We start from the raw sequence: 23,267 nt of genomic DNA, 5'->3' as shown, positions 1-23,267 counted from the left end.
GCTGAATGAATCAGCTGCTCGGGGTGTCGGTGTCGCGCTTGCGCTTATTGCCCATGCGCACGCCGATATCCATCAGAAACTGGAAGAAGCCTTCCTGATCTTCCAGCACATTGCTCCAGAACGGCGAGTGATACAGCGCGACCGCGCCGTGCACCAGCGCCCAGGCCGCGCAGTAATGGAAGTAAGGCGGCACGTCTTCCAGCTTGCCTTCGCTGATGCGCCCCTTGATCAACAAGGTCAGGCGTTCGAAGTTGGAGGCGCGGATCTTGTGCAACTCCTCGACCATCTCCGGCACCTGGTTGCCCTTGACCACTTTCTCTTCCAGGCGATCGAACAGCCGATAACGCTGCGGATCGCGCATGCGGAATTCAAAGTAGGCGCGGGACAGGGCTTCCTTGTCTTTGTCGACATCGGCCGAGTGCAGCAACTCGTTCAAATCGCGCTCGTAGTCGAGCATCAGGCGCAGATAAATCTCGGCCTTGGATTTGAAGTGTTTGTAGATGGTGCCTTTGCCGATACCCACGGCATCAGCAATCATCTCGACGGTGACGCTGTCTTCACCTTGGTCGAGGAACAGCTTGAGCGCGGTATCGAGAATTTCTTGCTCACGGCGACGAAACTCACGGACCTTACGAGGTTCTTTCTGCATAAGAAAAGGTCTGTCGGGGTCAAAATCGAAGCCGCGTATTATGCCTAACTTGCGCAAAAATGCACGGATCATCCGAAGATGACGATGTATCTGGATGATTTTGCATCGACTGCGGGTGCCAGCCATTTGCCCCGGGGGCTCCGGCCCTGCTCCTGCTTATCCAGCCGATGCGGCCTTGGCGCAGCGGAAAAAACACAGAACTCTAAAGCCACTCCGCGGCGCCATCGAGACTCTACAGTACTTGCGCAGCAATTGTATGAACGCTTATCCGACCCACCACATCCAATATCGACGTCTGATGCGTAACGGGTCAGAACCACAGCGTAGGCCAGCCCTGCGTCATCTTGATAGTGTTTTCACGAACGGGCCCGCATCAGCCGGGGAGGCCTTCAAGGCTCCTGAACTGCAACAGGGTGTGTGCTGGAAGCGCCTTGAGAAACCCGGGCGTTGGCCGCTGTTGACGACAGATAGGCGCTGATCCGCCAAAGCGTCCGATGGTGCCGGGCCGTCCGGGACAATGAGAACCCAACCGAAGCGGGCGTATTCCAAAATTGTTTAAAAAACGAGCAACCCCAACTGGACTGAACGCGATAGTGATCAATACTTGAACTGTCGGCGTGACATCTCCCCCAAGTGAAGCGCCGATGAAGGTACCGAAGGACCGCGTGCCTTTGTTTTACTCCTAATGGTCTTAACCCGGATTCACCCCCAGAACCCGGGTTTTTTTGCCCGGGATTCAGCCACGCCCCTCCCCTTGGACCCACCCCGCGCCGTTACAGCGGCGTTCTCAGTCAGCTCGCCCGACATGGGCCAACGGAAACAGGCGCTGGAAATTCTCGGTGGTCTGCGCGGCAAAGGCGTCGTAGGACTCACCGCGCAGCATCGCCAGGAACTCCGCAACTTCGCGTACGTACTGCGGCAGGTTGGGCTTGCCGCGATAAGGGATAGGCGCCAGGTACGGCGAGTCGGTTTCCACCAGCAGGCGATCGGCCGGCACCTGGCGCGCCACATCACGCAGCGCGTCGGCATTGCGGAAGGTGACGATGCCAGAAAGAGAAATATAGAAACCCAGGTCCAGGGCCGCCTTGGCCATGTCCCAGTCTTCAGTGAAGCAATGCAGCACGCCGGCCTGGGGCAGGGCCGCCTCGCGCAACAGCGCCAGGGTGTCGGCCCGCGCCCCACGGGTGTGCACGATCACCGGCTTGCCGGTCTGCTGGGCCGCTTGCAGATGTAGACGAAAGGACGCCTGCTGCAACTCGGCGGCTTCCGGCTCGTAGTGGTAATCCAGCCCCGTTTCGCCAATGGCCACCACCCGCGGATGATCCAGCTCGCGCAGCAGCCAGTCGAGCGCCGGAGCGGCCCCCGGTTGCACGTCCAGCGGGTGCACGCCGACCGAGCAATCGACATCGGCGTAGCGCTCGGCCAGGGCCTTGACGTCGGCAGCGTTCTCGACGCTGACCCCGATACACAGGAAGTGCCCGACGCCGCGCTGGCGCGCCGCGTCCAGCGCAGCATCCAGGGAGCCGTCATGGGCGGCAAGGTCAAGGCGATCGAGGTGGCAATGGGAATCTACGAGCATAAGAGGCCGCAACTACATCCAGTCAATGAAAGGGCCGCAGCCGGGGCGGCGGCCAATGGTTCGGTGTGCTTGAGGACGGGGCTTAGCGCTGGCCGGGCAAGGCCGCCCACTGCACCAGCAGGGCTTCGAGCAGCAGCACACGGTTGAGGTTAGCCTTGCTCAGCACTTTCTGGCGGTGAGCGAGGATCCAGTCCTGAATATCCAGGACCTTGCCCTGAGTCGACTTCTGCGCCAGGTACTGCACCACTTTGCGCATATCGGCCAAGCCCAGGCCCTGCTCATCTTCGGTCAATTGATAACGCAGGATCAGGCTCGACCAGTCGCAGAACCAATCGAACAGCAACAGCAGCGGAATCGCATTCCAGCTTTCAGCCAGTTGGGTCGGCGATTGCTGCTGCTTGAGCAGTTTCTTGACCCCGTCCACCACCTGCGCCCGCTGCTCGCGAGCGCCCTGGGTGTGCAAGCTCACTGCCGCCAGCGGTGAGCCGGCAGCCAGGGTCAGCAGCTCCACCCGCTCTTCTTCGCCGCAATCCGGCAGCGCCCGGGCCAGCCATTGCAGACTCAAGGCCTCGCTGGGCAACGGGCAGGCCTGCTGCACACAGCGACTCTTGATGGTCGGCAACAAGCGGCTCGGCTGGTGGCTGACCAACAGCAACACCGTCTCTCCGGAAGGTTCTTCGAGGCTTTTCAGCAGGGCGTTGGCCGCGTTGATGTTCATCGACTCCACCGGCTCGATCAGCACCACCTTGCGCCCGCCCAGCTGCGCGGTCTGCACCACGAAACTGACCAGATCACGCACCTGGTCGACCTTGATCGCCTTGTCGGCCTCTTCCGGCTCCAGCACGTAGTTATCCGGGTGGCTGCCGGCGTGCAGCAACATGCATGACTTGCAGGTCCCGCACGCATCCAGCCCATCCGGACGCTGGCACAGCAAGCGCGCCATCAGGCGCTCGGCCAGGGCCCGCTTGCCGATACCGACCGGGCCATGCAGCAGATAGGCATGGGCATGCTGGGTACGACCCGCCAGCTGCTGCCAGAGGGCGTCCTGCCAGGGGTAGGCCTCAGCCACGGTAAAGCTCCAGTAATTGCGGCAGCAATGCATCCAGCGCCTGCTGGACCTGCGTCAGCGGCTGCGCCGCGTCAACCAGGCGATAACGCACAGGGTCCACTTCGGCACGGGCCAGGTAAGCGCTGCGTACCGCATCGAAAAATGCCCGGCCTTCCTGCTCGAAGCGGTCCAGCCGACCACGGGCGCTGGCGCGCGCCAGGCCGACTTCTACCGGCAGATCAAACACCAGGGTCAGGTCGGGACGCAGGTCGCCCTGGACGAAACGCTCCAGGGTGGCAATACGCTCCACCGAAAGGCCACGGCCGCCGCCCTGATAGGCGTAGGTCGAATCGGTAAAACGATCACAGAGCACCACGGCGCCACGGGCCAACGCCGGGCGAATCACCCCGGCCAGGTGCTGGGCACGGGCGGCGAACACCAGCAGCAGCTCGGTATCTGCATTCATGACTTCGTCACCAGGGGTCAGCAGCACTTCGCGGATGCGCTCGGCCAATGGTGTGCCGCCGGGTTCGCGGGTCAGCAGCACTTCGATACCCGCGGCGCGCAAACGCTCGGCGAGGTATTCGCGATTGGTGCTCTTGCCGGCGCCTTCCGGGCCTTCCAGGGTAATAAACAAGCCAGTCACGGGCGGTCCTTAATCAAAGTCATTGCGGGCTTTTCGGCTCAGGCTCGACGGGAGCCTCGGCCGGCGCTTGCTGCGGTACAGGCGCGGGCGGCGCGGCATCCGGTTCGGCTGCCGGTGCCGGGCTCGGTGCCTCCTGAACCGCTGGGGCAGGCGCTGGCGTCGGTGCCGGGCTGGAGCGGTAGTCGGCGCGGCGTTTTAGCTGGAACTCGCGAACCGCGCTGTTGTGCGCGTCCAGGTCATCGGAAAACACATGACTGCCATCGCCACGGGCAACAAAGTACAAGCTTTTGCCCGGCACCGGGTTGAGCGCGGCATGAATCGCCTCGCGACCGACCATGGCAATCGGCGTCGGCGGCAAGCCGGCATTCACATAGGTGTTGTACGGGGTCGGCTCCTTGAGGTGAGCCCGGGTCAGCTTGCCGGTGTAGCGCTCACCCAGGCCGTAGATCACGGTCGGGTCGGTCTGCAGCAGCATGCCGATCTGCATGCGCCGCACGAACACCCCGGCAATCTGCCCGCGTTCCTGGGGCACGCCGGTTTCCTTCTCCACCAGCGAGGCCATGATCAGCGCCTGGTAGGGGTCGGTATAGGGCACATCGGCGGCGCGTTTGCTCCACTCCTTGGCCAGCACGTCATCGAGCCGGTCGTAGGCTTTTTCCAGCAGTTCGGCGTCGCTCATGCCACGCACAAAGCGGTAGGTATCGGGGAAGAACCGGCCTTCGGGAAAGACCCCGGGGTGGCCGAGTTTTTCCATGACCTGGGTGTCGCTGAGGCCGGTCAGGGTCTGTTCGAGTTTTTCATGCTTGGCCAGGGCGGCGCGTACCTGGCGGAAGTTCCAGCCCTCCACCAGGGTCAGGCTGTATTGCACCACTTCGCCACGCTGCCAGACACCGATCAGGCTTTGTGCAGTCATGCCGGGGGTCATGCGGTATTCGCCACTGTGCAGTGGCTGGCCATTGAGGTTGAAGCGCCAGTACAGGCGCAACCAGAACGCGTCCTGCAGCACGCCGTCGGCCTCCAGGCGATTGAAGGTCCCGGTCGGTGTCGAACCTGCGGGCACATCGAGCAACTGCTCCTGTGGCAGGTTGAGCGGTTGCTCCAGGGCCGAGTGCAGTTTCCAGGCGCAAGCGCCCGCCAGCAGCCCTGCCAGAACCAGTCCGGTTTCCAGCAGAAGCAGTAATTTACGTCTCACGAATCAAACATCCAGTAGCGCGCGGGAAATGCCCTGCAGTTTACGGGTGAGCGGCCCAACCGACCAGCTCAGGTCAGCACAGGCCCGTACCGGCCAGATGCCATAAACGCTATTGCAGACAAAGACTTCGTCGGCCTGTCGCAACTGATCGAGGCTGATATCGGCGATTTCCACGGGAATGCCCAAGGACTCGGCTTGAAACACTATTTCAGCGCGCATCACCCCGGCCACGCCGCAGCGGCTCAAATCCGGGGTCAGCAAGCGCCCTTCAGCCACCAGGAACAGGTTGCTGAACACGCCTTCGATCAGGCGGCCGCCTGTGTCGCACATCAGCCCTTCGGCATGCTCGGCATCGCGCCACTCGGAGCGAGCCAGGACCTGCTCAAGACGATTGAGATGCTTGAGGCCGGCCAGCAAGGGCTGCTCGGACAGACGGGTGGCACAGGGGAACAGGCGAATGCCCTGTTCGGCATGGGTGGCTGGATAAGTGGCGGGCGGGCTGCCCTGGAGAATCCGACGCGCCTGGGCGGCAGGGTCGGCGGCATAACCGCGCAAGCTGTCGCCACGGGTGAGGATCAGCTTGAGCACACCCTCCCCCAACGCTGCCGCATAGGCCAGCAGCTCACTGCGGATCAGCGAGTGGTCCGCAGTGATCGCCAGCCGCAGACAGCCCTCGGCCAGACGGGCCAGGTGCCGCTCCAGCAACAGCGGCTGCCCGGCCTTGACCGCAATGGTCTCGAACAGGCCGTCGCCATACGCCAGGCCCCGGTCTTTTAGCGACAACGTGTCCGCCGGCTGACCGTCGACCCAGCTCTGCATCACTCGGCGAACCGGCGGAACACCAGGGAGCCGTTGGTCCCGCCAAACCCGAAGGAGTTCGACAGCACTACGTCGATGTCCATGCTGCGCGCGGTGTGCGGCACGAAATCGAGATCGCAGCCTTCATCGGGCTCATCCAGGTTGATGGTCGGCGGCGCCACCTGGCTGTTGATCGCCAGCACGCTGAAGATCGCCTCGATCGCGCCCGCAGCACCCAACAGGTGACCGGTCATCGACTTGGTCGAGCTCACGGCCAGCTTGTAGGCGTGATCGCCGAACACCGTCTTGATCGCCTCGGCTTCCGCCAGGTCACCGGCCGACGTCGAGGTGCCGTGGGCGTTGACGTACTGCACTTGCTCGACGTTCAGCTTGGCATCCCGCAGGGCGTTGGCGATGCAACGCGCAGCACCTGCGCCATCGGCGGGTGGCGAGGTCATGTGATACGCATCACCGCTCATGCCGAAACCTATCAGCTCGGCGTAGATGGTGGCGCCACGCGCCTTGGCGTGCTCCAACTCTTCAAGCACCAGGGCCCCAGCACCGTCGGACAGGACGAAACCGTCGCGGCCCTTGTCCCACGGACGGCTGGCACGGGTGGGCTCGTCATTGCGGGTCGACAGCGCACGGGATGCGCCAAAGCCACCCATGCCCAGGCCACAGGCAGCCATTTCGGCGCCGCCGGCGATCATCACGTCAGCCTCGCCGTAGGCGATATTGCGCGCAGCCATGCCGATGCAATGGGTGCCGGTGGTGCACGCCGTGGAAATGGCGTAGTTAGGTCCCTGGGCACCCAGATGGATGGACAGGAAACCGGAAATCATATTGATGATCGAGCCTGGCACAAAGAACGGAGAAATCCGTCGTGGGCCGGAATCATGAAGTGTGCGGCTGGTTTCTTCGATATTGGTCAAACCGCCAATACCCGAGCCCATGGCTACACCGATGCGCTCGCGGTTGGCGTCAGTGACTTCCAGACCGGAGTTGCGCACCGCCTGAAACCCTGCGGCCAGACCGTATTGAATGAACAGGTCGAGCTTGCGCGCTTCCTTGACCGACAGGTATTCCTCGACATTGAAGCCCTTTACCGAGCCGCCAAAACGGGTGGAATAGGCAGAAAGGTCGGTGTGTTCGATCAGACCAATGCCACTGCGGCCAGCCAGAATGCCCTGCCAGCTGCTCGGCACATCTGTACCCAGTGGCGACAACATACCCATACCGGTGACTACGACGCGTCTACGCGACACAGCACTCTCCTTTTTCTAATGACGACTTTGCATCAGGCCTAAAGAAAAAACCGCACGCCATGAGGCAGTGCGGTTTTTCCATGACAGCAAGCAACGACTACAAACTATTACGCCTGGTGGCTAGTAACGTAGTCGATAGCAGCTTGAACAGTAGTGATCTTTTCAGCTTCTTCGTCAGGGATTTCGGTCTCGAATTCCTCTTCCAGAGCCATCACCAGCTCAACGGTGTCAAGGGAGTCGGCACCCAGGTCTTCAACGAAGGAAGCGGTGTTAACAACTTCTTCTTCTTTAACGCCCAGTTGCTCAGCAACGATTTTCTTGACGCGCTCTTCGATGGTGCTCATACCTTGTTTTCACTCCTAATGGACAAATTCAGGCAGCTGGCCAGTGGGTAAGTGTATAGAAAGGCTTTTCAGCTTTTCAACTGAAAGCTTCACTCCTCAAACCCTTTGGCCATCTGCCTATAAATAGATTGCAGCTTTATAACGGATTTTAGACAGCTCGTATGACATTTTTTTGAAGCAATCCGTCACATTTAACTCACATATACATCCCGCCGTTGACCGGGATTGTAGCCCCAGTAACGTATGCCGCACCGTCAGAAGCCAGAAAAGCGACCACTTGCGCGATCTCTTGTGCCTGCCCCAGACGGCCCAGCGGAATTTGTGTCAGCAAGGCATCACGCTGCGCTTCAGGCAATTCGCGAGTCATGTCGGTATCGATGAAACCCGGTGCTACCGAGTTGACCGTAATCGACCGCGAACCCACTTCACGCGCCAGAGCACGACTGAAACCTTCCAGACCCGCCTTGGCGGCTGCGTAGTTTACTTGGCCTGCGTTGCCCATGGCACCCACTACCGAGCCAATACTGATAATTCGACCCCAACGAGCCTTGGTCATGCCGCGCAAAACGCCTTTGGACAGGCGAAACAGACTGTTCAAGTTGGTATCGACCACGTCGTACCACTCGTCATCTTTCATGCGCATCATCAGGTTGTCACGGGTGATACCGGCGTTATTGACCAGGATCGCCGGCGCGCCGAACTGCACCTGAATGCTCGCCAGGACCGCCGCAACCGATTCGTCGCTGGTGACATTGAGCTCAAGGCCAGTGCCTTGAATGCCGTGTTCCTTGAGGGTCGCAGCAATGCGCTCGGCACCCGAGGCGGAAGTCGCGGTACCCACGACAATCGCGCCCAGACGACCCAGCTCAAGCGCGATGGCCTGGCCAATACCGCGGCTCGCGCCAGTCACCAGTGCAACTTTACCTTGCAGACTCATGCAGGCTTCTCCTAATTCAGGCCAGTGCTGCGCGAGCGGCAGCAAAGGCATCGGGGGTATTCAGGTTGGAGGTCGATACGCCTTCGGCGCAGCGCTTGTTCAGGCCGGCCAGGACCTTGCCCGGACCGCATTCGACCAGCTGGGTCGCACCTTTGGCTGCCAGGGCCTGGACCGACTCGACCCAACGCACCGGCTTGTACAACTGCTCCAGCAGGTCGCGCTTGAGGGTCTCGAGGTCTGCCGGCACTGCCGCGCTGACGTTTTGCACCACCGGGATCTGCGGCGCCTGCCAGTCGATCGCGGCGATCGACTCGGCGAAACGCTCGGCAGCCGGGCGCATCAGCTCGCAGTGCGACGGCACGCTGACTGGCAACGGCATGGCACGCTTGGCGCCGCGCGCCTTGCAGCCTTCGATGGCGCGCTCTACAGCCGCCTTGGCTCCGGCGATCACCACCTGGCCAGGCGAGTTGAAGTTGACTGCGCTGACCACTTCACCTTGAGCCGCCTCGGCACAAGCCGCCAGCACGTCGGCATCTTCCAGGCCGAGAATCGCAGCCATGCCGCCCTGCCCCGCAGGAACAGCTTCCTGCATCAACTGGCCACGACGCTCTACCAGCTTCACCGCGTCGCCGAGACTCAGGCTGCCAGCGGCGACCAGCGCGCTGTATTCACCCAGGCTGTGGCCTGCGACGAACGCCGGGCGAGCACCGCCTTCTGCCAGCCACAGACGCCACAAGGCGACGGACGCAGTCAGAATGGCCGGCTGGGTTTTATCGGTTTGATTGAGCAGCTCTTCCGGACCTTGCTGGGTCAGAGCCCACAGGTCGTAGCCCAGAGCATCGGAGGCTTCTTTGAAGGTGTCGAGGATCAACGGGTATTGCGCGCCCAACTCGGCCAACATGCCGAGGGACTGCGAGCCCTGTCCTGGAAAGACGAATGCGAGGGAAGCAGACATGTAACAAGCCCCTAATGATCTTGTCGTCGGAGAATTGACGCCCTGCCGAAGCGGACGCAAGAAACTGACAGTTGGATGGCCAATTGAACTGAGCGGTCACATTTAAGCACTCCCGAGGGGAAACGCCTAAAGCAACAGATCCTCAAGCCGCCCGTGCAGACGCTCGGGAAGGTTCTCCTGAATCTCTATCAGCGCCCGCTGGATGGCACTCTGAAAGCCCTGAACCCCTGCCGAACCATGGCTTTTCACCACAATCCCCTGCAAACCCAGAAAACTCGCACCATTGTGCCGCGCCGGCGCCAGATCAGCCTGCAGGCGTCGCATCAGCGGCAACGCCAGGGCTCCCACCAGGCGCGAAGCGACATTGCGCTTGAACAACGCCTCGATCCGCGCGGCAATCATGGTCGCCAGGCCCTCGCTGGATTTGAGCAGGATATTGCCGACAAAGCCGTCACACACCACCACATCCGCTTCGCCGCGATACAGCCCATCACCCTCGACAAAGCCGATGTAATTCAAGCCACGAGCATTTTGCAGCAAGGTCGCCGCAAGCTTTACCTGCTGGTTGCCCTTGATGTCTTCGGTGCCGATATTCAGCAGCGCGACCCGCGGACGCGCGATGCCCAGCGTCTCGGCCGCGACCGACCCCATCACCGCAAACTGGAACAGGTGCTCGGCGCTGCAGTCGACGTTGGCCCCCAGGTCCAGCAACTGGCAATAGCCACGCTGGGTCGGGATGGCGGCCACCATCGCCGGACGATCAATCCCCGGCAGGGTTTTGAGCACATAGCGCGACAACGCCATCAGCGCACCGGTATTCCCCGCACTGACACAGGCCTGGACCTTGCCTTCACGCAACAACTCAAGGGCCACCCGCATAGAAGAGTCGGGTTTGCCGCGCAGAGCCTGGGAGGGCTTTTCGTCCATGCCGATCACTTCGGCGGCCGGCACAATCGTCAGGCGCGCGCGATCCACAGCCGAATGGCCGGAAATCAGATCTTCTAAAAGGGAGGGTTGACCGACAAGGGCCAGGTGCAGCGAGGGCGTAGCAGACAGGCAAGCAAGACTGGCCTGAACAATGCTGCGGGGACCGAAGTCCCCGCCCATTGCGTCAATCGCGATGACTTGAGCAGACAAGTGATTACTCGTCAGCGCCCTTGTCGATCACTTTACGGCCACGGTATACGCCTTCTGGCGAAACGTGGTGACGCAGGTGAATTTCACCGGTGGTTTTTTCTACAGACAGAGTGCTCGCCGTCAGGGCGTCGTGCGAACGACGCATGTCACGGGCAGAGCGGGATTTTTTGTTCTGCTGAACAGCCATAATTGATTAACTCCTAAACGTTTGGGTCACGCTTTAACTGCGCCAATACACTGAACGGGTTGGACCGCGTTACCTCGTCCTCGCTCGGTTCGGGCTCATCGAGACCCGCCGGCTGCTGGCATTCTTCCGGATGATGAGCAGGCACAATGGGCAAGGCGAGCAGAAGCTCCTCCTCGATCAGTGACTGCAGATCCAAAGGATCTTCGCCCAGTTCCAGCACGTCATAACCTTTCGGCAACGACTGGGTATTCGCACCCTCCTTCACCACAGCATAACTGCATTCGCTATGGATCGGCAGGGTGACCAGCTCAAGACAACGCTGGCAAACCATTTTGACTTCGGTGTCGATAAAGCTGTGGATTACCACAGACTTACGTTCATCTCGTTCAAAAACGAATTTTGCCTGCACCGTACCGACATCGTCGGAAAGCGGGTCGCAGAGTCTCTTCAAATCGGCCAGCAGCAGTTCACCTTGAAGGGTGGTGCCACGGTCAGCCAATTTGCGCGGGTCAACGTGAGGTGGAATCGGGTCATTCAACATAGGCGCAGCATTATAGGGATGCACCCGGCCATGTCAAAGGAAATTCAACCCTGTCGGTCACTTGCAAGCCTCGCTAGAATCCGCAACCCGCCTCAGGAGATGCGCATGCTGCCTTTATTACTCGCTTCAAGCTCGGTCTACCGCCGAGAATTGCTGGCCCGCCTGCGGCTGCCGTTCACCTGCGCCTCCCCGGACATCGACGAAAGCCATCGATCCGGAGAGACCGCCACGCAACTGGTCAAGCGCCTGGCCAGGGAAAAAGCCCAGGCGCTCGCCGCCACTCATCCGCAACACCTGATCATCGGCTCGGACCAGGTTGCCGTGCTCGGCGAGCGCATCATCGGCAAACCTCACAGCTTCGAAAAGGCCCGCGACCAGCTTCTCGCCGCCAGCGGCAACAGCGTGACCTTCCTCACCGGCCTGGCCCTGCTCAACAGCCAGACCGGAGCCTGCCAGGTCGACTGCATTGCCTTCACCGTACACATGCGCAGCCTCACTGCAGAACGCATCGAGCGCTACCTGCACGCCGAGCAACCCTACGACTGCGCCGGCAGCTTCAAAGCCGAAGGCTTGGGGGTCAGCCTGTTTCGCAGCACCGAAGGCCCTGACGCCACCAGCCTGGTCGGCCTGCCGCTGATTCGCCTGGTGGACATGCTCCTTGCCGAAGGCATCGAGATTCCCTGACCCGCGCCCACGAAAAAGCCGGCGCGAAGGCCGGCTTTTTCCTGGATACAGAAGAACTTACCGCAGGGCAGGCCCCTGGAAGCCCATCCACATTGCCAACTGCTCAGCCACACTGGCGCCGAGCTTCTTCGAGAAGCGATCAAACGGCGACTCCTGAACAGTGAAGTCCACCAACTCTTTCTCGCCAATCACATCGCGCGCCACCGAACTGGTATTACCCAGGCCGTCGATCAAGCCCAATTGCAGCGCCTGCTGACCCGACCAGATCAAACCGGAGAACAGCTCGGGGTGATCCTTGTCCTTGAGACGATCGCCACGCCCCTGCTTGACGCTGGCAATGAACTGCTGATGAGTGGTATCGAGCACGCCCTGCCAGAACTTGGTTTCGTCGGGCTTCTGCGGCTGAAACGGATCGAGGAACGACTTGTGCTCACCCGAGGTGTAGGCGCGCCGCTCCACCCCCAGCTTCTCCATGGTGCCGACAAAGCCGTAACCGGCCGCCGTCACACCAATGGAGCCCACCAGACTGGCCTTGTCGGCGTAGATCTGATCGGCAGCGCTGGCGATGTAATAGGCACCCGAGGCACCCAGATCGGAAATCACCGCATAAACCTTGGTGTCGGCATGCAAGCCGCGCAAACGGCGAATCTCGTCATAGACATAGCCGGACTGCACCGGACTGCCGCCGGGGCTGTTGATGCGCAAGACAATGCCCTTGACCTTGGGATCCTCGAACGCCGCGCGCAGGCTGCCGACAATATTGTCAGCACTGGCCGCTTCCTTGTCGGCAATCACCCCCGTCACGTCGATCACCGCCGTGTAGCCCGCACCCCGGGTGGCACTTTTCTCCATGTCCATCAGCGGCGTAAACAACACCAGCGCACCGAACAGGTAAATAAACGTCAGAAACTTGAAGAAAATCCCCCAGCGCCGCGAACGCCGCTGCTCCTGCACACTGGCCAACAGGGTCTTTTCCAGGAGCTTCCAGCTCTTGTCATCGCCGCCTTCAGCGCTCGCCTTGCTCGGCGCCTTCCATTCATCGGTCATGCCATCTACCCCAGCAAAAACTTAATTGGCGCGCAGGCTAAGCCAGGCGTGCAACTCAGGAAAACTATCAATAGCGATGCGCGGCTCGAATGCGCGCAAGGCCTCCAGCGATTGAGCTCCGTAACTGACAGCAACCGAGTCCATGCCCGCATTGCGTGCCATCAACAGATCGAAAGAGGAGTCACCCACCATCAGCGCCTGCTCGGGACGCACGTCGCAATGGACAAGAATCTGCTCCAGCATCAGCGGATGGGGTTTGCTGGCGGTTTCATCGGCAGCGCGGGTGATATCAAAATAATCCTCCCAGCCATGAGCCCTCAACACCCGATCCAGCCCCCGCCGCGCCTTGCCTGTAGCCACCGCCAAGCGGTAGCCCTCCGCCCGGAATGCGTCAAGGGACTGCACCACCCCAGCGAACAGCGGCGAAGGCTCCGCCTCAAGGGCGATATAGCAATCAGCATAATGCTGGCGAAAGGCAATCAGCTGCTCATCATCGATTTCCGGGTACAGGGTGCGAATCGCCTCCGGCAGCCCAAGACCGATAATGCCCTTGACCGCGAAGTCATCGCGACGCGCAAAATTGGAAAGATCGGAGGCCACATGCATGGCCTCGACAATCCGACCAACGGAATCGGCCAGAGTGCCGTCCCAATCAAAAATCAGCAGCTTGTAATCAGGGTGCACTCAGGCGCTCCACGGTCTTGGCCCAAATCTCATCCACTGGCGCCTGTAACTTGAGCTCACCCCCATCGGGTAGCGGCACAGTCAGCATGTAGGCGTGCAGGAACAAGCGCTTGCCGCCCAGATCACGAATTTCCTTGCTGAAGTCGTCGTCGCCATACTTGGTGTCGCCGGCAATGCAATGCCCGGCGTGCAAGGTATGGACGCGGATCTGGTGAGTCCGGCCGGTGATCGGCTTGGCTTCGATCAGTGTGGCAAAGTCGCCGAAACGGCGCAGAACCTTGAATACGGTGACCGCTTCCTTGCCTTCGTCTTCGTCGACCTCGACCATCCGCTCGCCGGAACGCAGGTTGCTCTTGCCCAACGGCGCCCGAACTTGCTTGATCGAGGCCGCCCAGTTGCCACGCACCAGCGCCATGTAGCGCTTGTCCACGCCATCGCCGCGCAGGGCCGCGTGCAAGTGCCGCAACATGCTGCGCTTCTTCGCGATCATCAGCAGGCCGGAGGTGTCGCGATCGAGACGATGAACCAGCTCCAGCTCCTTGGCATCAGGGCGCAACTGGCGAAAGGCTTCGATCACGCCGTAAGTCAGGCCGCTGCCGCCGTGAACCGCAATGCCGGTGGGCTTGTTGATCACGATCAGCGCCTTGTCCTCGAAGACAATCGAGGCCTCAAGGCGCTGCAGCAGGCCCTGTGCCAGCGGCACCGGCTCGTCGCGCTCTGGCACGCGAACCGGAGGCACGCGCACGATATCGCCCGCCTGCAGCTTGTATTCGGGCTTGATCCGCCCCTTGTTCACCCGCACTTCGCCTTTGCGCAAAATGCGATAAATCAAGGTTTTGGGCACGCCTTTGAGCCGGGCGAGAAGGAAGTTGTCAATTCGTTGGCCGGCATATTCCGGCGAGACTTCAAGCAGTTGCACGCTTGGAGTCGAGGGGGCAGTAGTCGTCATGCCGCAAATGATAACAATTTTTTATGGAATTGAAGCACTTAATGATTGCTGCTATAGTCGCGAACGCCGCCAAAAGCGGCCTGGACAGCGGACTAACGGTCAAAAACCGGCCCTGACCAACGCAATTCACCAGGACGCGAGGCCGTCCTACGGGGCTTTCGCTACGTAACGGTGGAGTTTGCAGGTGTAACGAGCGCAGGTGACATGAGGCCTGAATCAAGCGGCAAAGCAGAGTTTTCACTCGCCTTGCGAGCCAATATTCATGGCCAGTTCACAAAGTGCAGTCAGCTGCGAATGACCCCGAGCGAAGGCTTCGGAAACAACGCCTAAATTAGCCATGATGCGTGACCTCCCCTTTCGGAGCTCACGGTAAATGCCAACCCGCTGCGGATTCTGCGCGCGGCAGCACCCGAACTATCAGGGATACGTGTAGGGTGGAGATGCACAACCGTCGGACTGTGTAGCATTAGGCTTTATCAAGACGCTTCATCTCGTCCACAGTTACCGGTTGATTCCTCCTCCTGACAAACTTTTGCTTAAGCGGTGCCTTATGTCACCACAGCAAGCAGGACGCGTGAGTCGCGACTTCGCCCCCTTTGGTCGAACCTCGCTAGACACTCGAGTGGCCAACCACTCCTGACGCACCTGACACCGACCGTGAGAAGTCGTGTGTGCCGAACGCCGTTTCCGGCAGCCCGGAAACCGACGGTACTACATGAAAAGAATGCTGATTAACGCAACTCAACCCGAAGAGTTGCGTGTTGCACTGGTAGATGGCCAGCGCCTCTACGACCTGGACATTGAATCCGGTGCACGCGAGCAGAAAAAGGCCAACATCTATAAAGGCCGGATTACTCGCATCGAACCAAGCCTCGAGGCTGCCTTTGTCGATTTCGGCTCTGAGCGCCACGGCTTCCTGCCCCTCAAAGAAATCTCCCGCGAATACTTCAAGAAAGCCCCCGAAGGCCGCGTGAACATCAAGGACGTCCTGAGCGAAGGCCAGGAAGTCATCGTTCAGGTCGAGAAAGAAGAACGTGGCAACAAGGGCGCCGCCCTGACCACCTTCATCAGCCTGGCCGGTCGTTACCTGGTTCTGATGCCGAACAACCCGCGTGCCGGCGGCATTTCCCGTCGCATCGAAGGCGAAGAGCGCAACGAACTGCGTGAAGCTCTGAACGGCCTGGTTGCCCCGGCTGACATGGGTCTGATCGTGCGCACTGCCGGCCTGGGCCGCAGCAGCGAAGAAATGCAGTGGGACCTCGATTACCTGCTGCAACTCTGGACCGCCATCAAAGAAGCCTCGCTGGATCGCTCCGCGCCCTTCCTGATCTACCAGGAAAGCAACGTGATCATCCGCGCGATCCGCGATTACCTGCGCCAGGACATCGGCGAAGTGCTGATCGACAGCGTTGAAGCCCAGGACGAAGCCCTGACCTTCATCCGCCAGGTGATGCCGCAGTACGCCAGCAAGATCAAGCTGTACGAAGACAGCGTTCCGCTGTTCAACCGTTTCCAGATCGAAAGCCAGATCGAGACCGCTTTCCAGCGCGTCGTTGAACTGCCTTCCGGCGGCTCCATCGTTATCGATCCGACCGAAGCCCTGGTGTCCATCGACATCAACTCGGCGCGCGCCACCAAAGGCAGCGACATCGAAGAAACCGCCCTGCAGACCAACCTTGAAGCTGCCGAAGAAATCGCCCGTCAGTTGCGCCTGCGCGACATCGGCGGCCTGATCGTCATCGACTTCATCGACATGACCCCTGCCAAGAACCAGCGCGCCGTGGAAGAGAAAGTCCGCGAATGCCTGGAAGCCGACCGCGCTCGCGTGCAGGTCGGGCGCATCTCGCGCTTCGGCCTGCTGGAAATGTCCCGTCAGCGCCTGCGTCCATCCCTGGGCGAAAGCAGCGGCATCGTCTGCCCACGCTGCAACGGCACCGGCATCATCCGTGATGTGGAATCGCTGTCGCTGGCCATCCTGCGCCTGATCGAAGAAGAAGCCCTGAAAGACCGCACCGCCGAAGTTCGTGCCCAAGTGCCGATCCCGGTAGCTGCGTTCCTGCTCAACGAAAAACGCAACTCGATCACCAAGATCGAACTGCGCACCCGCGCCCGCATCGTCATCCTGCCGAACGATCACCTCGAAACGCCGCACTTCGAAGTTCAGCGCCTGCGTGATGACAGCCCGGAAGCCAGCATCAACCAGTCCAGCTACGAAATCGCCGCTGCCGCTGCTGAAGTTGAAGAAGTCCAGCCAGCCGCCGCGACCCGCACCCTGGTTCGCCAGGAAGCCGCCGTCAAGACCGCACCGGCACGTGCCAACGCTCCGGTTCCAGTTGAAGCCGCAGCGCCGGTCGCCGCTCCAGTTGCAGTCGCCGAGCCAAGCCTGTTCAAGGGCCTGGTGAAATCCCTGGTCAGCCTGTTCGCTACCAAGGAAGAGCCTGTCGCCCCGGTCGTGGTTGAAAAGCCTGTGACCGAGCGCCCTGCTCGCAACGAAGAGCGTCGCAACGGTCGCCAGCAAAGCCGCAACCGTAACGGTCGCCGCGACGAAGAACGCAAGCCGCGTGAAGAACGTGCACCTCGCGAAGAACGCGCCCCACGTGAAGAACGTGCGCCGCGCGAAGAGCGTCAGCCACGTGAAGTACGCGAGGCTCGCGAAGAAGTTCAAGCCACCGCTCGCGAAGAACGCGCACCACGCGCTCCACGTGAAGAGCGTCAACCACGTGCACCGCGCGAAGATCGCAAGCCTCGTGGCGAGCGTGAAGAGCGCCCGGTCCGTGAACTGCGCGAACCTCTGGATGCCGCCCCGGCCGTTGCAGCTGCTGCTGCCGCGACCACCGAGGAACGTCCAGCTCGTGCGCCACGCGAAGAACGCCAGCCGCGTGCACCGCGTGAAGAGCGTCAACCTGCTGCTGAACAAGCGGCTGCCGTTGCCGATGAAGAGCTGCTGAACAACGAAGAGCAACTGTCGGAAGACGGCCAGGAGAACGCCGAGGACGATCGTCCACGTCGCCGCTCCCGTGGCCAGCGTCGCCGCAGCAACCGTCGTGAACGTCAGCGTGATGCCAACGGCAACGTGATCGAAGGTTCGGAAGAGAACAGTGAAGAACCAAGCTCTGCCGATCTGGCTGCCGGCCTGGCAGTCACTGCCGCCGTTGCCAGCACCGTGATCAGCGCACCTGCCGAAGCCCAGGCCAACGAGCAGGCTGAGCGCGCTACTGCCGCTCTGGAAACCGCAGTGGTTGAAGCGCCTGTGGTTGAAGCCACCACGCCGGTAGAAGCACCTGTCGCTCCTGCGGTTGAAGTACGCGAAGTTCGCGAAGAGCAACTTCAGCTTGAAGTCTCGGTCGAGCCTGCTGTCATTGCCGAACCGGCCACTCCAGTTGTGATCGAGCAACCGGTGATCAGCGAAGCCGTTACTGCAGAACCTGAGTTCCAGGCTCCTGCTGAGCAAGCTGCTGCACCTGCCGAAGAAGCGCCAAGCGCTTTCGAACGCATTGCCGAATCGATCGTGGTCGAAGCACCTGTCGAGGCTCCAGCCCCGGTGGTTGAGGCCGTGGTTGAGCAAGCAGCTCCAGTGGCAGCCGAAGTCGTTGAACCGACTCCAGCCGCCGTTGAAGCTCCGGTTGCTGCCGAAGTGGTTGAGCCAGTGGTCGAAGCCGCTCCTGTGAGCGCCTTGGGCAGCAATGGCCGCGCGCCGAACGACCCACGTGAAGTGCGTCGCCGCAAGCGTGAAGCCGAGCGTCTGCAGAAAGAAGCCGAACAGGCTGGCGCCGCAGCTCCAGTTGTGGCGCAAGAGCCTGCTCCGGTTGCGGCCCAAGCCGAACCTGCGGCAGTGGTCGAGCCGGTTGTTGAACAGCCAGCTTCCATCGACGAGAGCCCTCGGGTGGTCGAAGAAGCGGTAGAGCAGCAACCTAAAGCCCTGGAAGAAGAGCACGAGCCTAAACCCCTCGTCTGATTCCGGTCGCTACTGAAAAGCCCCGCCTGGTCACCCAGGCGGGGCTTTTTTATGGCTATTGCCGTGCTCCTGCACTCAACCGCTGAACAGCAGCGCCTGCGGCACATCCACATCCCACAGCACACCTGGGTCCGTTACCGACACCGGAACCAGCGTCCCCTGCGCAAACAGCCGCCTGGCCCCACGATCACCGGATAACCCCAGCAACGCAGCGCCATAGCCTCGGCCAAACCCCACCGGGTGCCCATACTCGGCGCCCAGCACGGGGACGCTGATAGCGCCCTCCTCCATCTCCTGCACCACGCGCTCGACAGTCGACGCCAGGATGAACGGCATATCCCCCGGCATCACCAGCCAACCGCCCGCATCGGTACAGGCGCCAACCCCGGCCGCAATGCTATGGCCCATGCCCGGCGAATCCACGCGCAGCACCTGGCACCCATAGGCTTGGCCCAGGCGTGCGACTGCGTGTCGATCTGCCGTCGTCACCAACAGCCGCCGGGACAACCGCGCAGGCAGGTTGACCAGCACGTGTTCAAGCACCGCTCGCACCACCCCATCGCGACCGATACAGGGCGCTAACAGCTTGTCCTGATCAGCCCCCGCCAACTGTCGGTAGCGGCTGCCCTGCCCCGCCGCCAGCACAATCACCGCAGGTTCCTGACTCAAGCCGGTGCCTCGCCCACGACCAGCGCGGGCTTTTTCTGCAGCAAGTCGATGCCATTTTTGATCGCCACAATCTCCGACATCAGGGACAGGGCAATTTCGGCCGGCGTATGACTGCCGATATGCAAGCCGATCGGCCCATGCAACCGCTCGATGGCGTCTGCCGACAGCCCCAGCTGGGCAAGGTTGTCTCGCCGCTTCTGGCTGTTGATCCGCGAGCCCAGCGCGCCGACGTAGAACGCCGGCGAATTCAGCGCCGTGAGCAACGCCATGTCATCCAGGCGCGGGTCGTGGGTCAGCGCGACAATCGCCGTGCGCTCATCGGTCTCGATAGTCAGCACTGCGTCATCCGGCATACCACCGACGAATCGACCCTGCTGGTCTTCCCAGCCATGGACGAACTCCTTGCGCGGGTCACAGACCAGGACTTCGAAATCCAGCAAGCGCGCGATCTGCGCCACGTATCGCGACAACTGGCCGGCCCCGATCAGCAGCAAGCGCCAGCGCGGTCCGTAGATTGCCCGCAGGGTCTGGCCATCGCAGCTCAAGACGTCGCTCTTGCTCGCCACTTCAAGCTCGACCGCCCCGGTTTTCAGGTCCAGCACCCGGGCGACGATTTCATGGGCCTCGCAGCGCCGCAGCAGTTCGGCGACCCAGGCCGGATCGCCGACCCGCTCTTCGGCCAGGCGCAAGGTGCCACCACACGGCAGGCCGAAACGCGCGGCTTCGTCACGACTGACGCCGTAGGTAATCCACTGCACCGGCGGTCCCTCTGCGGGCAAGCGCCCGTCCTGCAAGCGGGCAATCAAATCATCTTCGATACACCCGCCGGACACCGAGCCAATCACCACTCCATCTCCGCGCAAGGCCAGCATGGCGCCAGGGGGCCGCGGCGCACTGCCCCAGGTCTGGACCACGCTGTAGAGCACCACAGCGTGCCCGGCACGGCGCCAATCCAGCACACTGCGCAAGACATTCAGATCGACGCTGTCCATCAACTGGCGGCCTTTTGCTGCCAGCCCTGCAACTGATAGCGCACCGGCAGGTTGCGAATCCGCTGCCCGGTGGCGGCAAAGATCGCATTGCACAACGCCGGGGCGATCGGCGGCACGCCCGGCTCACCCACTCCACCCAGGGGTACGTTGCCCGGCGAAGTGACCAAATGCACCGCCACCTGTTTCGGCGCCAGGGACATCCGCGCCACTTCGTACATATGGAAGTTGTCCTGCTGGACCTTGCCCTCCTTAAAGCTGATCTCACCCAGCACCGCATTGCCCAGCCCCATCACGCAGGCGCCTTCGAACTGCGAGCGAATGCGCTCGGGATTGATCTGCGGGCCGCAGTCCACGGCAATGTCGGCCTTGTGCACGACCAGCGTGCCATCGTCCTTGACCTCCACTTCAATCACCGCCGCCACGTAGGTGACAAAGCTGTAGTGCACCGCCAGCCCCAGGCCTCGGCCTTTGGGCAGGCTCCGGCCCCAGCCGGCGGCCTTGGCTGCGACTTCCAGCACGCCACGCAAGCGCGCGGTATCGATGGGATAACGTTCCGGGGATTCGCCGTAGTTCCACTCTTCGCTGAGGGTTCGCGGATCGATCTGGCGATCCGGCCCCAGCAGCTTGAGCTGGTACTTGAGTGGGTCCTGCCCCGCCTTGTGCGCCAGTTCGTCGACAAAACTCTGAATCGCGAAGCCGTGGGGAATATTCGACACCGAGCGATACCAGCCGACGCGGGTATGGGCTGCAGCCTCGGGGTTCTCCAGGCGCACGTTGGGGATCGCGTAGGCCATGTTGGTAAAGCCCATGCCCAGCTCGAACGCGCCCTCGTGGTTCATGCCCGGGGCAAACAACGCGGTAATGCTGGGCGCCACGGTGCGGTGCAACCAGCCGGAGGGCATGCCGTCCTTGCCCAGGCTGGCCTTGAGGTACTCCGCCGAGACGGTATGGAAGTAGGAGCAGTGGATGTCGTCCTCCCGGGTCCATTGCACCCGCACCGCCTTGCCGGGCACCGCCTGAGCCAGGATCGCGGCCTCGAGGATGAAGTCCGGCTTGGATTTGCGGCCGAAACCGCCCCCTAGCAAGGTCACGTTGACCGTGACCTTGTCGAAGGCAATCCCTAAGCGCTCGGCGATCCGCTCGCGGGTGACCTGCGGCGCCTGGCTCGGAGCCCAGGCCTGGCATTCACCGTTTTCGAAACGAGCCACGGCCACCATCGGTTCCATGGGCGACTGGGCCAGGTGCGGCAGGTAGTAGGCCGCTTCCAGGCTGCTGTCGGCGCTGTTCAGCGCGGCATCGATATCGCCGGTGCTGCGCACGACCTTGCCGGACTTGCGGGCGGCATCCTCCAGTTCCTTGCGGTAGGCAATCGAGTCATAACCGGCATTGATCCCGTCATCCCACTCGATCTTCAAAGCTTCGCGGCCCTTGATCGCCGCCCAGGTGTTGCTGGCAATGACTGCTACACCGCCCAGGGGCTGGAACTCCGAAGGCAGCGGCCGACTGTCGATCTGCAACACCTTGATCACTCCAGGCACTTTCAGCGCTGCGCTGTCATCGAAAGATTTGACCTTGCCGCCATAGACCCGTGGGCGCGCCACGGTGGCGTACAGCATGCCGTCGAAATGCACATCGGCGCCGTACAGCGCCCGGCCATTGACGATATCCGCGCCATCAATGGCGCGGGTGGCCTCCTTGCCGATGTAGCGAAACTCCGACGGCTGCTTCAGCCGCAGGCTGTCGCGAGCCGGTACAGCCAAGGCCGCCGCGGCCACGGCCAGGGCTCCGTAACCCAGTTCACGCCCGCTGGGTGGGTGCACCACCTTGTGCAACTGCGCCCGGCATTCACCCAGCGGCACATTCCACTGGGCGGCAGCGGCCTGTTCGAGCATGGCCCGTGCCGCAGCGCCGCAGCGCCGCATGGGCTCGTACCAGTGGCGCATGCTGCGCGAACCGTCGGTGTCCTGGTTGCCAAAGCGCACTTCATCGCCCGGGGCCTGTTGCACCTTGACCAGGGCCCAGTCGGCGTCCAGTTCATCGGCGACCACCATGCTCAGGCTGGTACGTACCCCCTGGCCCATTTCCGAACGGTTGCAGACCACCGTCACGCTGCCGTCGGCGGCGACGCTCACATACACCTTGGGATCGTCGACCCAGCCATGGGGCATGCCATCGGCGCCGAACTTCTTGTCGTCGGCAAAAGCATCCTGCCAGCCCCAGCTCGCTGCCAACACCAGGGCACCGGTCGCACCGACGCCCTTGAGAAAACCGCGCCGGCTGAGGTTGCTCAGGGTGAAATCATGGGGTAACTGGTTCATGCCCGGCCCTCCTTGAGGTGGGTCGCGGCCTGGCGAATGGCGGTCTTGATCCGGTTATAAGTGCCGCAGCGGCAGATATTGCCCAGCATGGCCTCTTCGATCTGCTCGTCGCTGGGGTTGGGGTTGACCTTGAGCAAGGCGGTGGCGGACATGATCTGCCCGCCCTGGCAATAGCCACATTGCGCGACAGCGGTGTCCAGCCACGCCTGCTGCACGACTTGGCCGACAGGGTCGGCGTGCAGGTTGTCGATGGTGCCGACGTTCTGCCCGAGTACCGAGCCGATCGGCGTGATGCAACTGCGGGCCGGCGAGCCGTCGATATGAATGGTGCAGGCACCGCACAGCCCCATGCCGCAGCCGAATTTGGTGCCGTTGTAACCCGCCACATCGCGGATCGCCCAGAGCAGTGGCATGTCCTCGGTGACATCCAGTTGATGATCTTGACCATTGAGCTTCAGGGTAATCATGGGCACGCCCGCATAGGTTCGGTTATGGGGTCGAGCAATCTGCAGCGGGATGGCGCGGTTCGCGGCGCAAACAGATTGACTCAGGCTAATGGGCTCTCTTGTGAGGACGAATCTTCACCGGGCCTTTTGGGGGGCAAAACAGCTGCATTGTCAGCAGGTCACGTTAAGCCGCCGTTAATAAAAAAGCCTTGCCTGGAGTGACCCAGGCAAGGCTTTGGTTCAAG

General features: G+C 61.7%; 22 protein-coding genes. 2 read left to right on the top strand and 20 right to left on the bottom strand.

Annotation, left to right across the window (positions count from 1 at the left end):
* Positions 1-10: 10 nt before the first annotated feature.
* The 13 genes from JFU57_RS17000 to JFU57_RS16940 form a co-directional block, all read right to left on the bottom strand.
* On the bottom strand, positions 11-649 hold the full coding sequence (locus JFU57_RS17000) for a TetR/AcrR family transcriptional regulator (protein ID WP_020300278.1): 639 nt from the start codon (positions 647-649) through the stop codon (positions 11-13).
* Between the two features lie 787 nt (positions 650-1,436).
* Complete coding sequence (locus tag JFU57_RS16995; protein ID WP_020300277.1) at positions 1,437-2,228, bottom strand: TatD family hydrolase; 792 nt, start codon at positions 2,226-2,228, stop codon at positions 1,437-1,439.
* 82 nt (positions 2,229-2,310) lie between these two features.
* Positions 2,311-3,297 carry a DNA polymerase III subunit delta' gene (locus tag JFU57_RS16990; RefSeq protein ID WP_201130131.1) on the bottom strand — a complete coding sequence of 329 codons (987 nt, stop codon included), beginning with the start codon at positions 3,295-3,297 and terminating at the stop codon, positions 2,311-2,313.
* Complete coding sequence (tmk, locus tag JFU57_RS16985; protein ID WP_201130130.1) at positions 3,290-3,922, bottom strand: dTMP kinase; 633 nt, start codon at positions 3,920-3,922, stop codon at positions 3,290-3,292. The genes JFU57_RS16990 and tmk overlap by 8 nt, the downstream gene beginning before the upstream one ends.
* Before the next feature lie 19 nt (positions 3,923-3,941).
* Positions 3,942-5,114 carry an endolytic transglycosylase MltG gene (gene mltG, locus JFU57_RS16980; RefSeq protein ID WP_078471092.1) on the bottom strand — a complete coding sequence of 391 codons (1,173 nt, stop codon included), beginning with the start codon at positions 5,112-5,114 and terminating at the stop codon, positions 3,942-3,944.
* A 3-nt stretch (positions 5,115-5,117) separates the two neighbouring features.
* Positions 5,118-5,933, bottom strand: a complete 816-nt coding sequence (gene pabC / locus JFU57_RS16975) for an aminodeoxychorismate lyase (protein WP_201130129.1) — start codon at positions 5,931-5,933, stop codon at positions 5,118-5,120.
* Positions 5,933-7,177, bottom strand: a complete 1,245-nt coding sequence (fabF, locus tag JFU57_RS16970; RefSeq protein ID WP_201130127.1) for a beta-ketoacyl-ACP synthase II — start codon at positions 7,175-7,177, stop codon at positions 5,933-5,935. Before fabF ends, pabC begins: the two co-directional genes overlap by 1 nt.
* A 107-nt stretch (positions 7,178-7,284) precedes the next feature.
* On the bottom strand, positions 7,285-7,521 hold the full coding sequence (gene acpP / locus JFU57_RS16965) for an acyl carrier protein (protein WP_003175607.1): 237 nt from the start codon (positions 7,519-7,521) through the stop codon (positions 7,285-7,287).
* A 196-nt stretch (positions 7,522-7,717) separates the two neighbouring features.
* Positions 7,718-8,458 carry a 3-oxoacyl-ACP reductase FabG gene (fabG, locus tag JFU57_RS16960; RefSeq protein WP_020300271.1) on the bottom strand — a complete coding sequence of 247 codons (741 nt, stop codon included), beginning with the start codon at positions 8,456-8,458 and terminating at the stop codon, positions 7,718-7,720.
* 16 nt (positions 8,459-8,474) lie between these two features.
* Complete coding sequence (gene fabD, locus JFU57_RS16955) at positions 8,475-9,413, bottom strand: ACP S-malonyltransferase (protein WP_078471089.1); 939 nt, start codon at positions 9,411-9,413, stop codon at positions 8,475-8,477.
* Positions 9,414-9,539: 126 nt separating this feature from the next.
* Complete coding sequence (plsX, locus tag JFU57_RS16950; RefSeq protein WP_078471088.1) at positions 9,540-10,550, bottom strand: phosphate acyltransferase PlsX; 1,011 nt, start codon at positions 10,548-10,550, stop codon at positions 9,540-9,542.
* 4 nt (positions 10,551-10,554) lie between these two features.
* On the bottom strand, positions 10,555-10,737 hold the full coding sequence (gene rpmF / locus JFU57_RS16945) for a 50S ribosomal protein L32 (RefSeq protein WP_008152339.1): 183 nt from the start codon (positions 10,735-10,737) through the stop codon (positions 10,555-10,557).
* Between the two features lie 13 nt (positions 10,738-10,750).
* A complete protein-coding gene (locus JFU57_RS16940; protein WP_020300268.1) occupies positions 10,751-11,278 on the bottom strand; it encodes a YceD family protein in 528 nt (175 codons plus the stop codon).
* Positions 11,279-11,383: 105 nt separating this feature from the next.
* Between JFU57_RS16940 and JFU57_RS16935 the strand changes: the two genes are divergently transcribed.
* Complete coding sequence (locus tag JFU57_RS16935) at positions 11,384-11,962, top strand: Maf family protein (protein ID WP_201130125.1); 579 nt, start codon at positions 11,384-11,386, stop codon at positions 11,960-11,962.
* 57 nt (positions 11,963-12,019) lie between these two features.
* On the opposite strand, the gene sppA is transcribed toward JFU57_RS16935, so the two are convergent.
* From sppA to rluC, 3 genes are read right to left on the bottom strand one after another with little or no spacing between them, the layout of a single operon-like run.
* The gene (gene sppA, locus JFU57_RS16930) at positions 12,020-13,009 is read right to left on the bottom strand and encodes a signal peptide peptidase SppA (RefSeq protein ID WP_078471086.1); all 990 of its coding nucleotides are present in this window, start codon (positions 13,007-13,009) and stop codon (positions 12,020-12,022) included.
* A gap of 21 nt (positions 13,010-13,030) precedes the next feature.
* The gene (locus JFU57_RS16925; RefSeq protein WP_201130123.1) at positions 13,031-13,693 is read right to left on the bottom strand and encodes an HAD-IA family hydrolase; all 663 of its coding nucleotides are present in this window, start codon (positions 13,691-13,693) and stop codon (positions 13,031-13,033) included.
* Complete coding sequence (gene rluC, locus JFU57_RS16920) at positions 13,683-14,642, bottom strand: 23S rRNA pseudouridine(955/2504/2580) synthase RluC (protein WP_201130122.1); 960 nt, start codon at positions 14,640-14,642, stop codon at positions 13,683-13,685. Before rluC ends, JFU57_RS16925 begins: the two co-directional genes overlap by 11 nt.
* A 715-nt stretch (positions 14,643-15,357) precedes the next feature.
* Between rluC and rne the strand changes: the two genes are divergently transcribed.
* Complete coding sequence (gene rne / locus JFU57_RS16915) at positions 15,358-18,597, top strand: ribonuclease E (protein ID WP_201130121.1); 3,240 nt, start codon at positions 15,358-15,360, stop codon at positions 18,595-18,597.
* Between the two features lie 75 nt (positions 18,598-18,672).
* On the opposite strand, the gene JFU57_RS16910 is transcribed toward rne, so the two are convergent.
* The 4 genes from JFU57_RS16910 to JFU57_RS16895 are packed head-to-tail and all read right to left on the bottom strand — an operon-like array spanning position 18,673 to position 23,043.
* Positions 18,673-19,266 (bottom strand): nucleotidyltransferase family protein, encoded by a 594-nt coding sequence (locus JFU57_RS16910; RefSeq protein ID WP_201130120.1) that lies wholly within the window; start codon positions 19,264-19,266, stop codon positions 18,673-18,675.
* Complete coding sequence (locus JFU57_RS16905; protein WP_201130119.1) at positions 19,263-20,258, bottom strand: XdhC family protein; 996 nt, start codon at positions 20,256-20,258, stop codon at positions 19,263-19,265. The genes JFU57_RS16910 and JFU57_RS16905 overlap by 4 nt, the downstream gene beginning before the upstream one ends.
* Entirely contained in the window at positions 20,258-22,576 is a 2,319-nt protein-coding gene (locus JFU57_RS16900; protein ID WP_201130118.1) for a xanthine dehydrogenase family protein molybdopterin-binding subunit, read from the bottom strand. The genes JFU57_RS16905 and JFU57_RS16900 overlap by 1 nt, the downstream gene beginning before the upstream one ends.
* On the bottom strand, positions 22,573-23,043 hold the full coding sequence (locus tag JFU57_RS16895) for a (2Fe-2S)-binding protein (protein ID WP_078471079.1): 471 nt from the start codon (positions 23,041-23,043) through the stop codon (positions 22,573-22,575). Before JFU57_RS16895 ends, JFU57_RS16900 begins: the two co-directional genes overlap by 4 nt.
* Positions 23,044-23,267: the final 224 nt, after the last annotated feature.

It is taken from the genome of Pseudomonas sp. TH07, assembly GCF_016651285.1.
Lineage (GTDB): Bacteria > Pseudomonadota > Gammaproteobacteria > Pseudomonadales > Pseudomonadaceae > Aquipseudomonas.
The sequence above is the reverse complement of the archived record's forward strand: the minus strand, read 5'-3'. Positions and strand labels throughout refer to the sequence as shown.

Bases quoted from the DNA above. Each gene is read 5' to 3' on its own strand.
- JFU57_RS17000 (WP_020300278.1), bottom strand. From the start codon at position 649: ATGCAGAAAGAACCTCGTAAGGTCCGTGAGTTTCGTCGCCGTGAGCAA.
- JFU57_RS16995 (WP_020300277.1), bottom strand. From the start codon at position 2,228: ATGCTCGTAGATTCCCATTGCCACCTCGATCGCCTTGACCTTGCCGCC.
- pabC (WP_201130129.1), bottom strand. From the start codon at position 5,933: ATGCAGAGCTGGGTCGACGGTCAGCCGGCGGACACGTTGTCGCTAAAA.
- acpP (WP_003175607.1), bottom strand. From the start codon at position 7,521: ATGAGCACCATCGAAGAGCGCGTCAAGAAAATCGTTGCTGAGCAACTG.
- fabG (WP_020300271.1), bottom strand. From the start codon at position 8,458: ATGAGTCTGCAAGGTAAAGTTGCACTGGTGACTGGCGCGAGCCGCGGT.
- fabD (WP_078471089.1), bottom strand. From the start codon at position 9,413: ATGTCTGCTTCCCTCGCATTCGTCTTTCCAGGACAGGGCTCGCAGTCC.
- rpmF (WP_008152339.1), bottom strand. From the start codon at position 10,737: ATGGCTGTTCAGCAGAACAAAAAATCCCGCTCTGCCCGTGACATGCGT.
- JFU57_RS16940 (WP_020300268.1), bottom strand. From the start codon at position 11,278: ATGTTGAATGACCCGATTCCACCTCACGTTGACCCGCGCAAATTGGCT.
- JFU57_RS16935 (WP_201130125.1), top strand. From the start codon at position 11,384: ATGCTGCCTTTATTACTCGCTTCAAGCTCGGTCTACCGCCGAGAATTG.
- sppA (WP_078471086.1), bottom strand. From the start codon at position 13,009: ATGACCGATGAATGGAAGGCGCCGAGCAAGGCGAGCGCTGAAGGCGGC.
- rluC (WP_201130122.1), bottom strand. From the start codon at position 14,642: ATGACGACTACTGCCCCCTCGACTCCAAGCGTGCAACTGCTTGAAGTC.
- rne (WP_201130121.1), top strand. From the start codon at position 15,358: ATGAAAAGAATGCTGATTAACGCAACTCAACCCGAAGAGTTGCGTGTT.
- JFU57_RS16905 (WP_201130119.1), bottom strand. From the start codon at position 20,258: ATGGACAGCGTCGATCTGAATGTCTTGCGCAGTGTGCTGGATTGGCGC.
- JFU57_RS16900 (WP_201130118.1), bottom strand. From the start codon at position 22,576: ATGAACCAGTTACCCCATGATTTCACCCTGAGCAACCTCAGCCGGCGC.
- JFU57_RS16895 (WP_078471079.1), bottom strand. From the start codon at position 23,043: ATGATTACCCTGAAGCTCAATGGTCAAGATCATCAACTGGATGTCACC.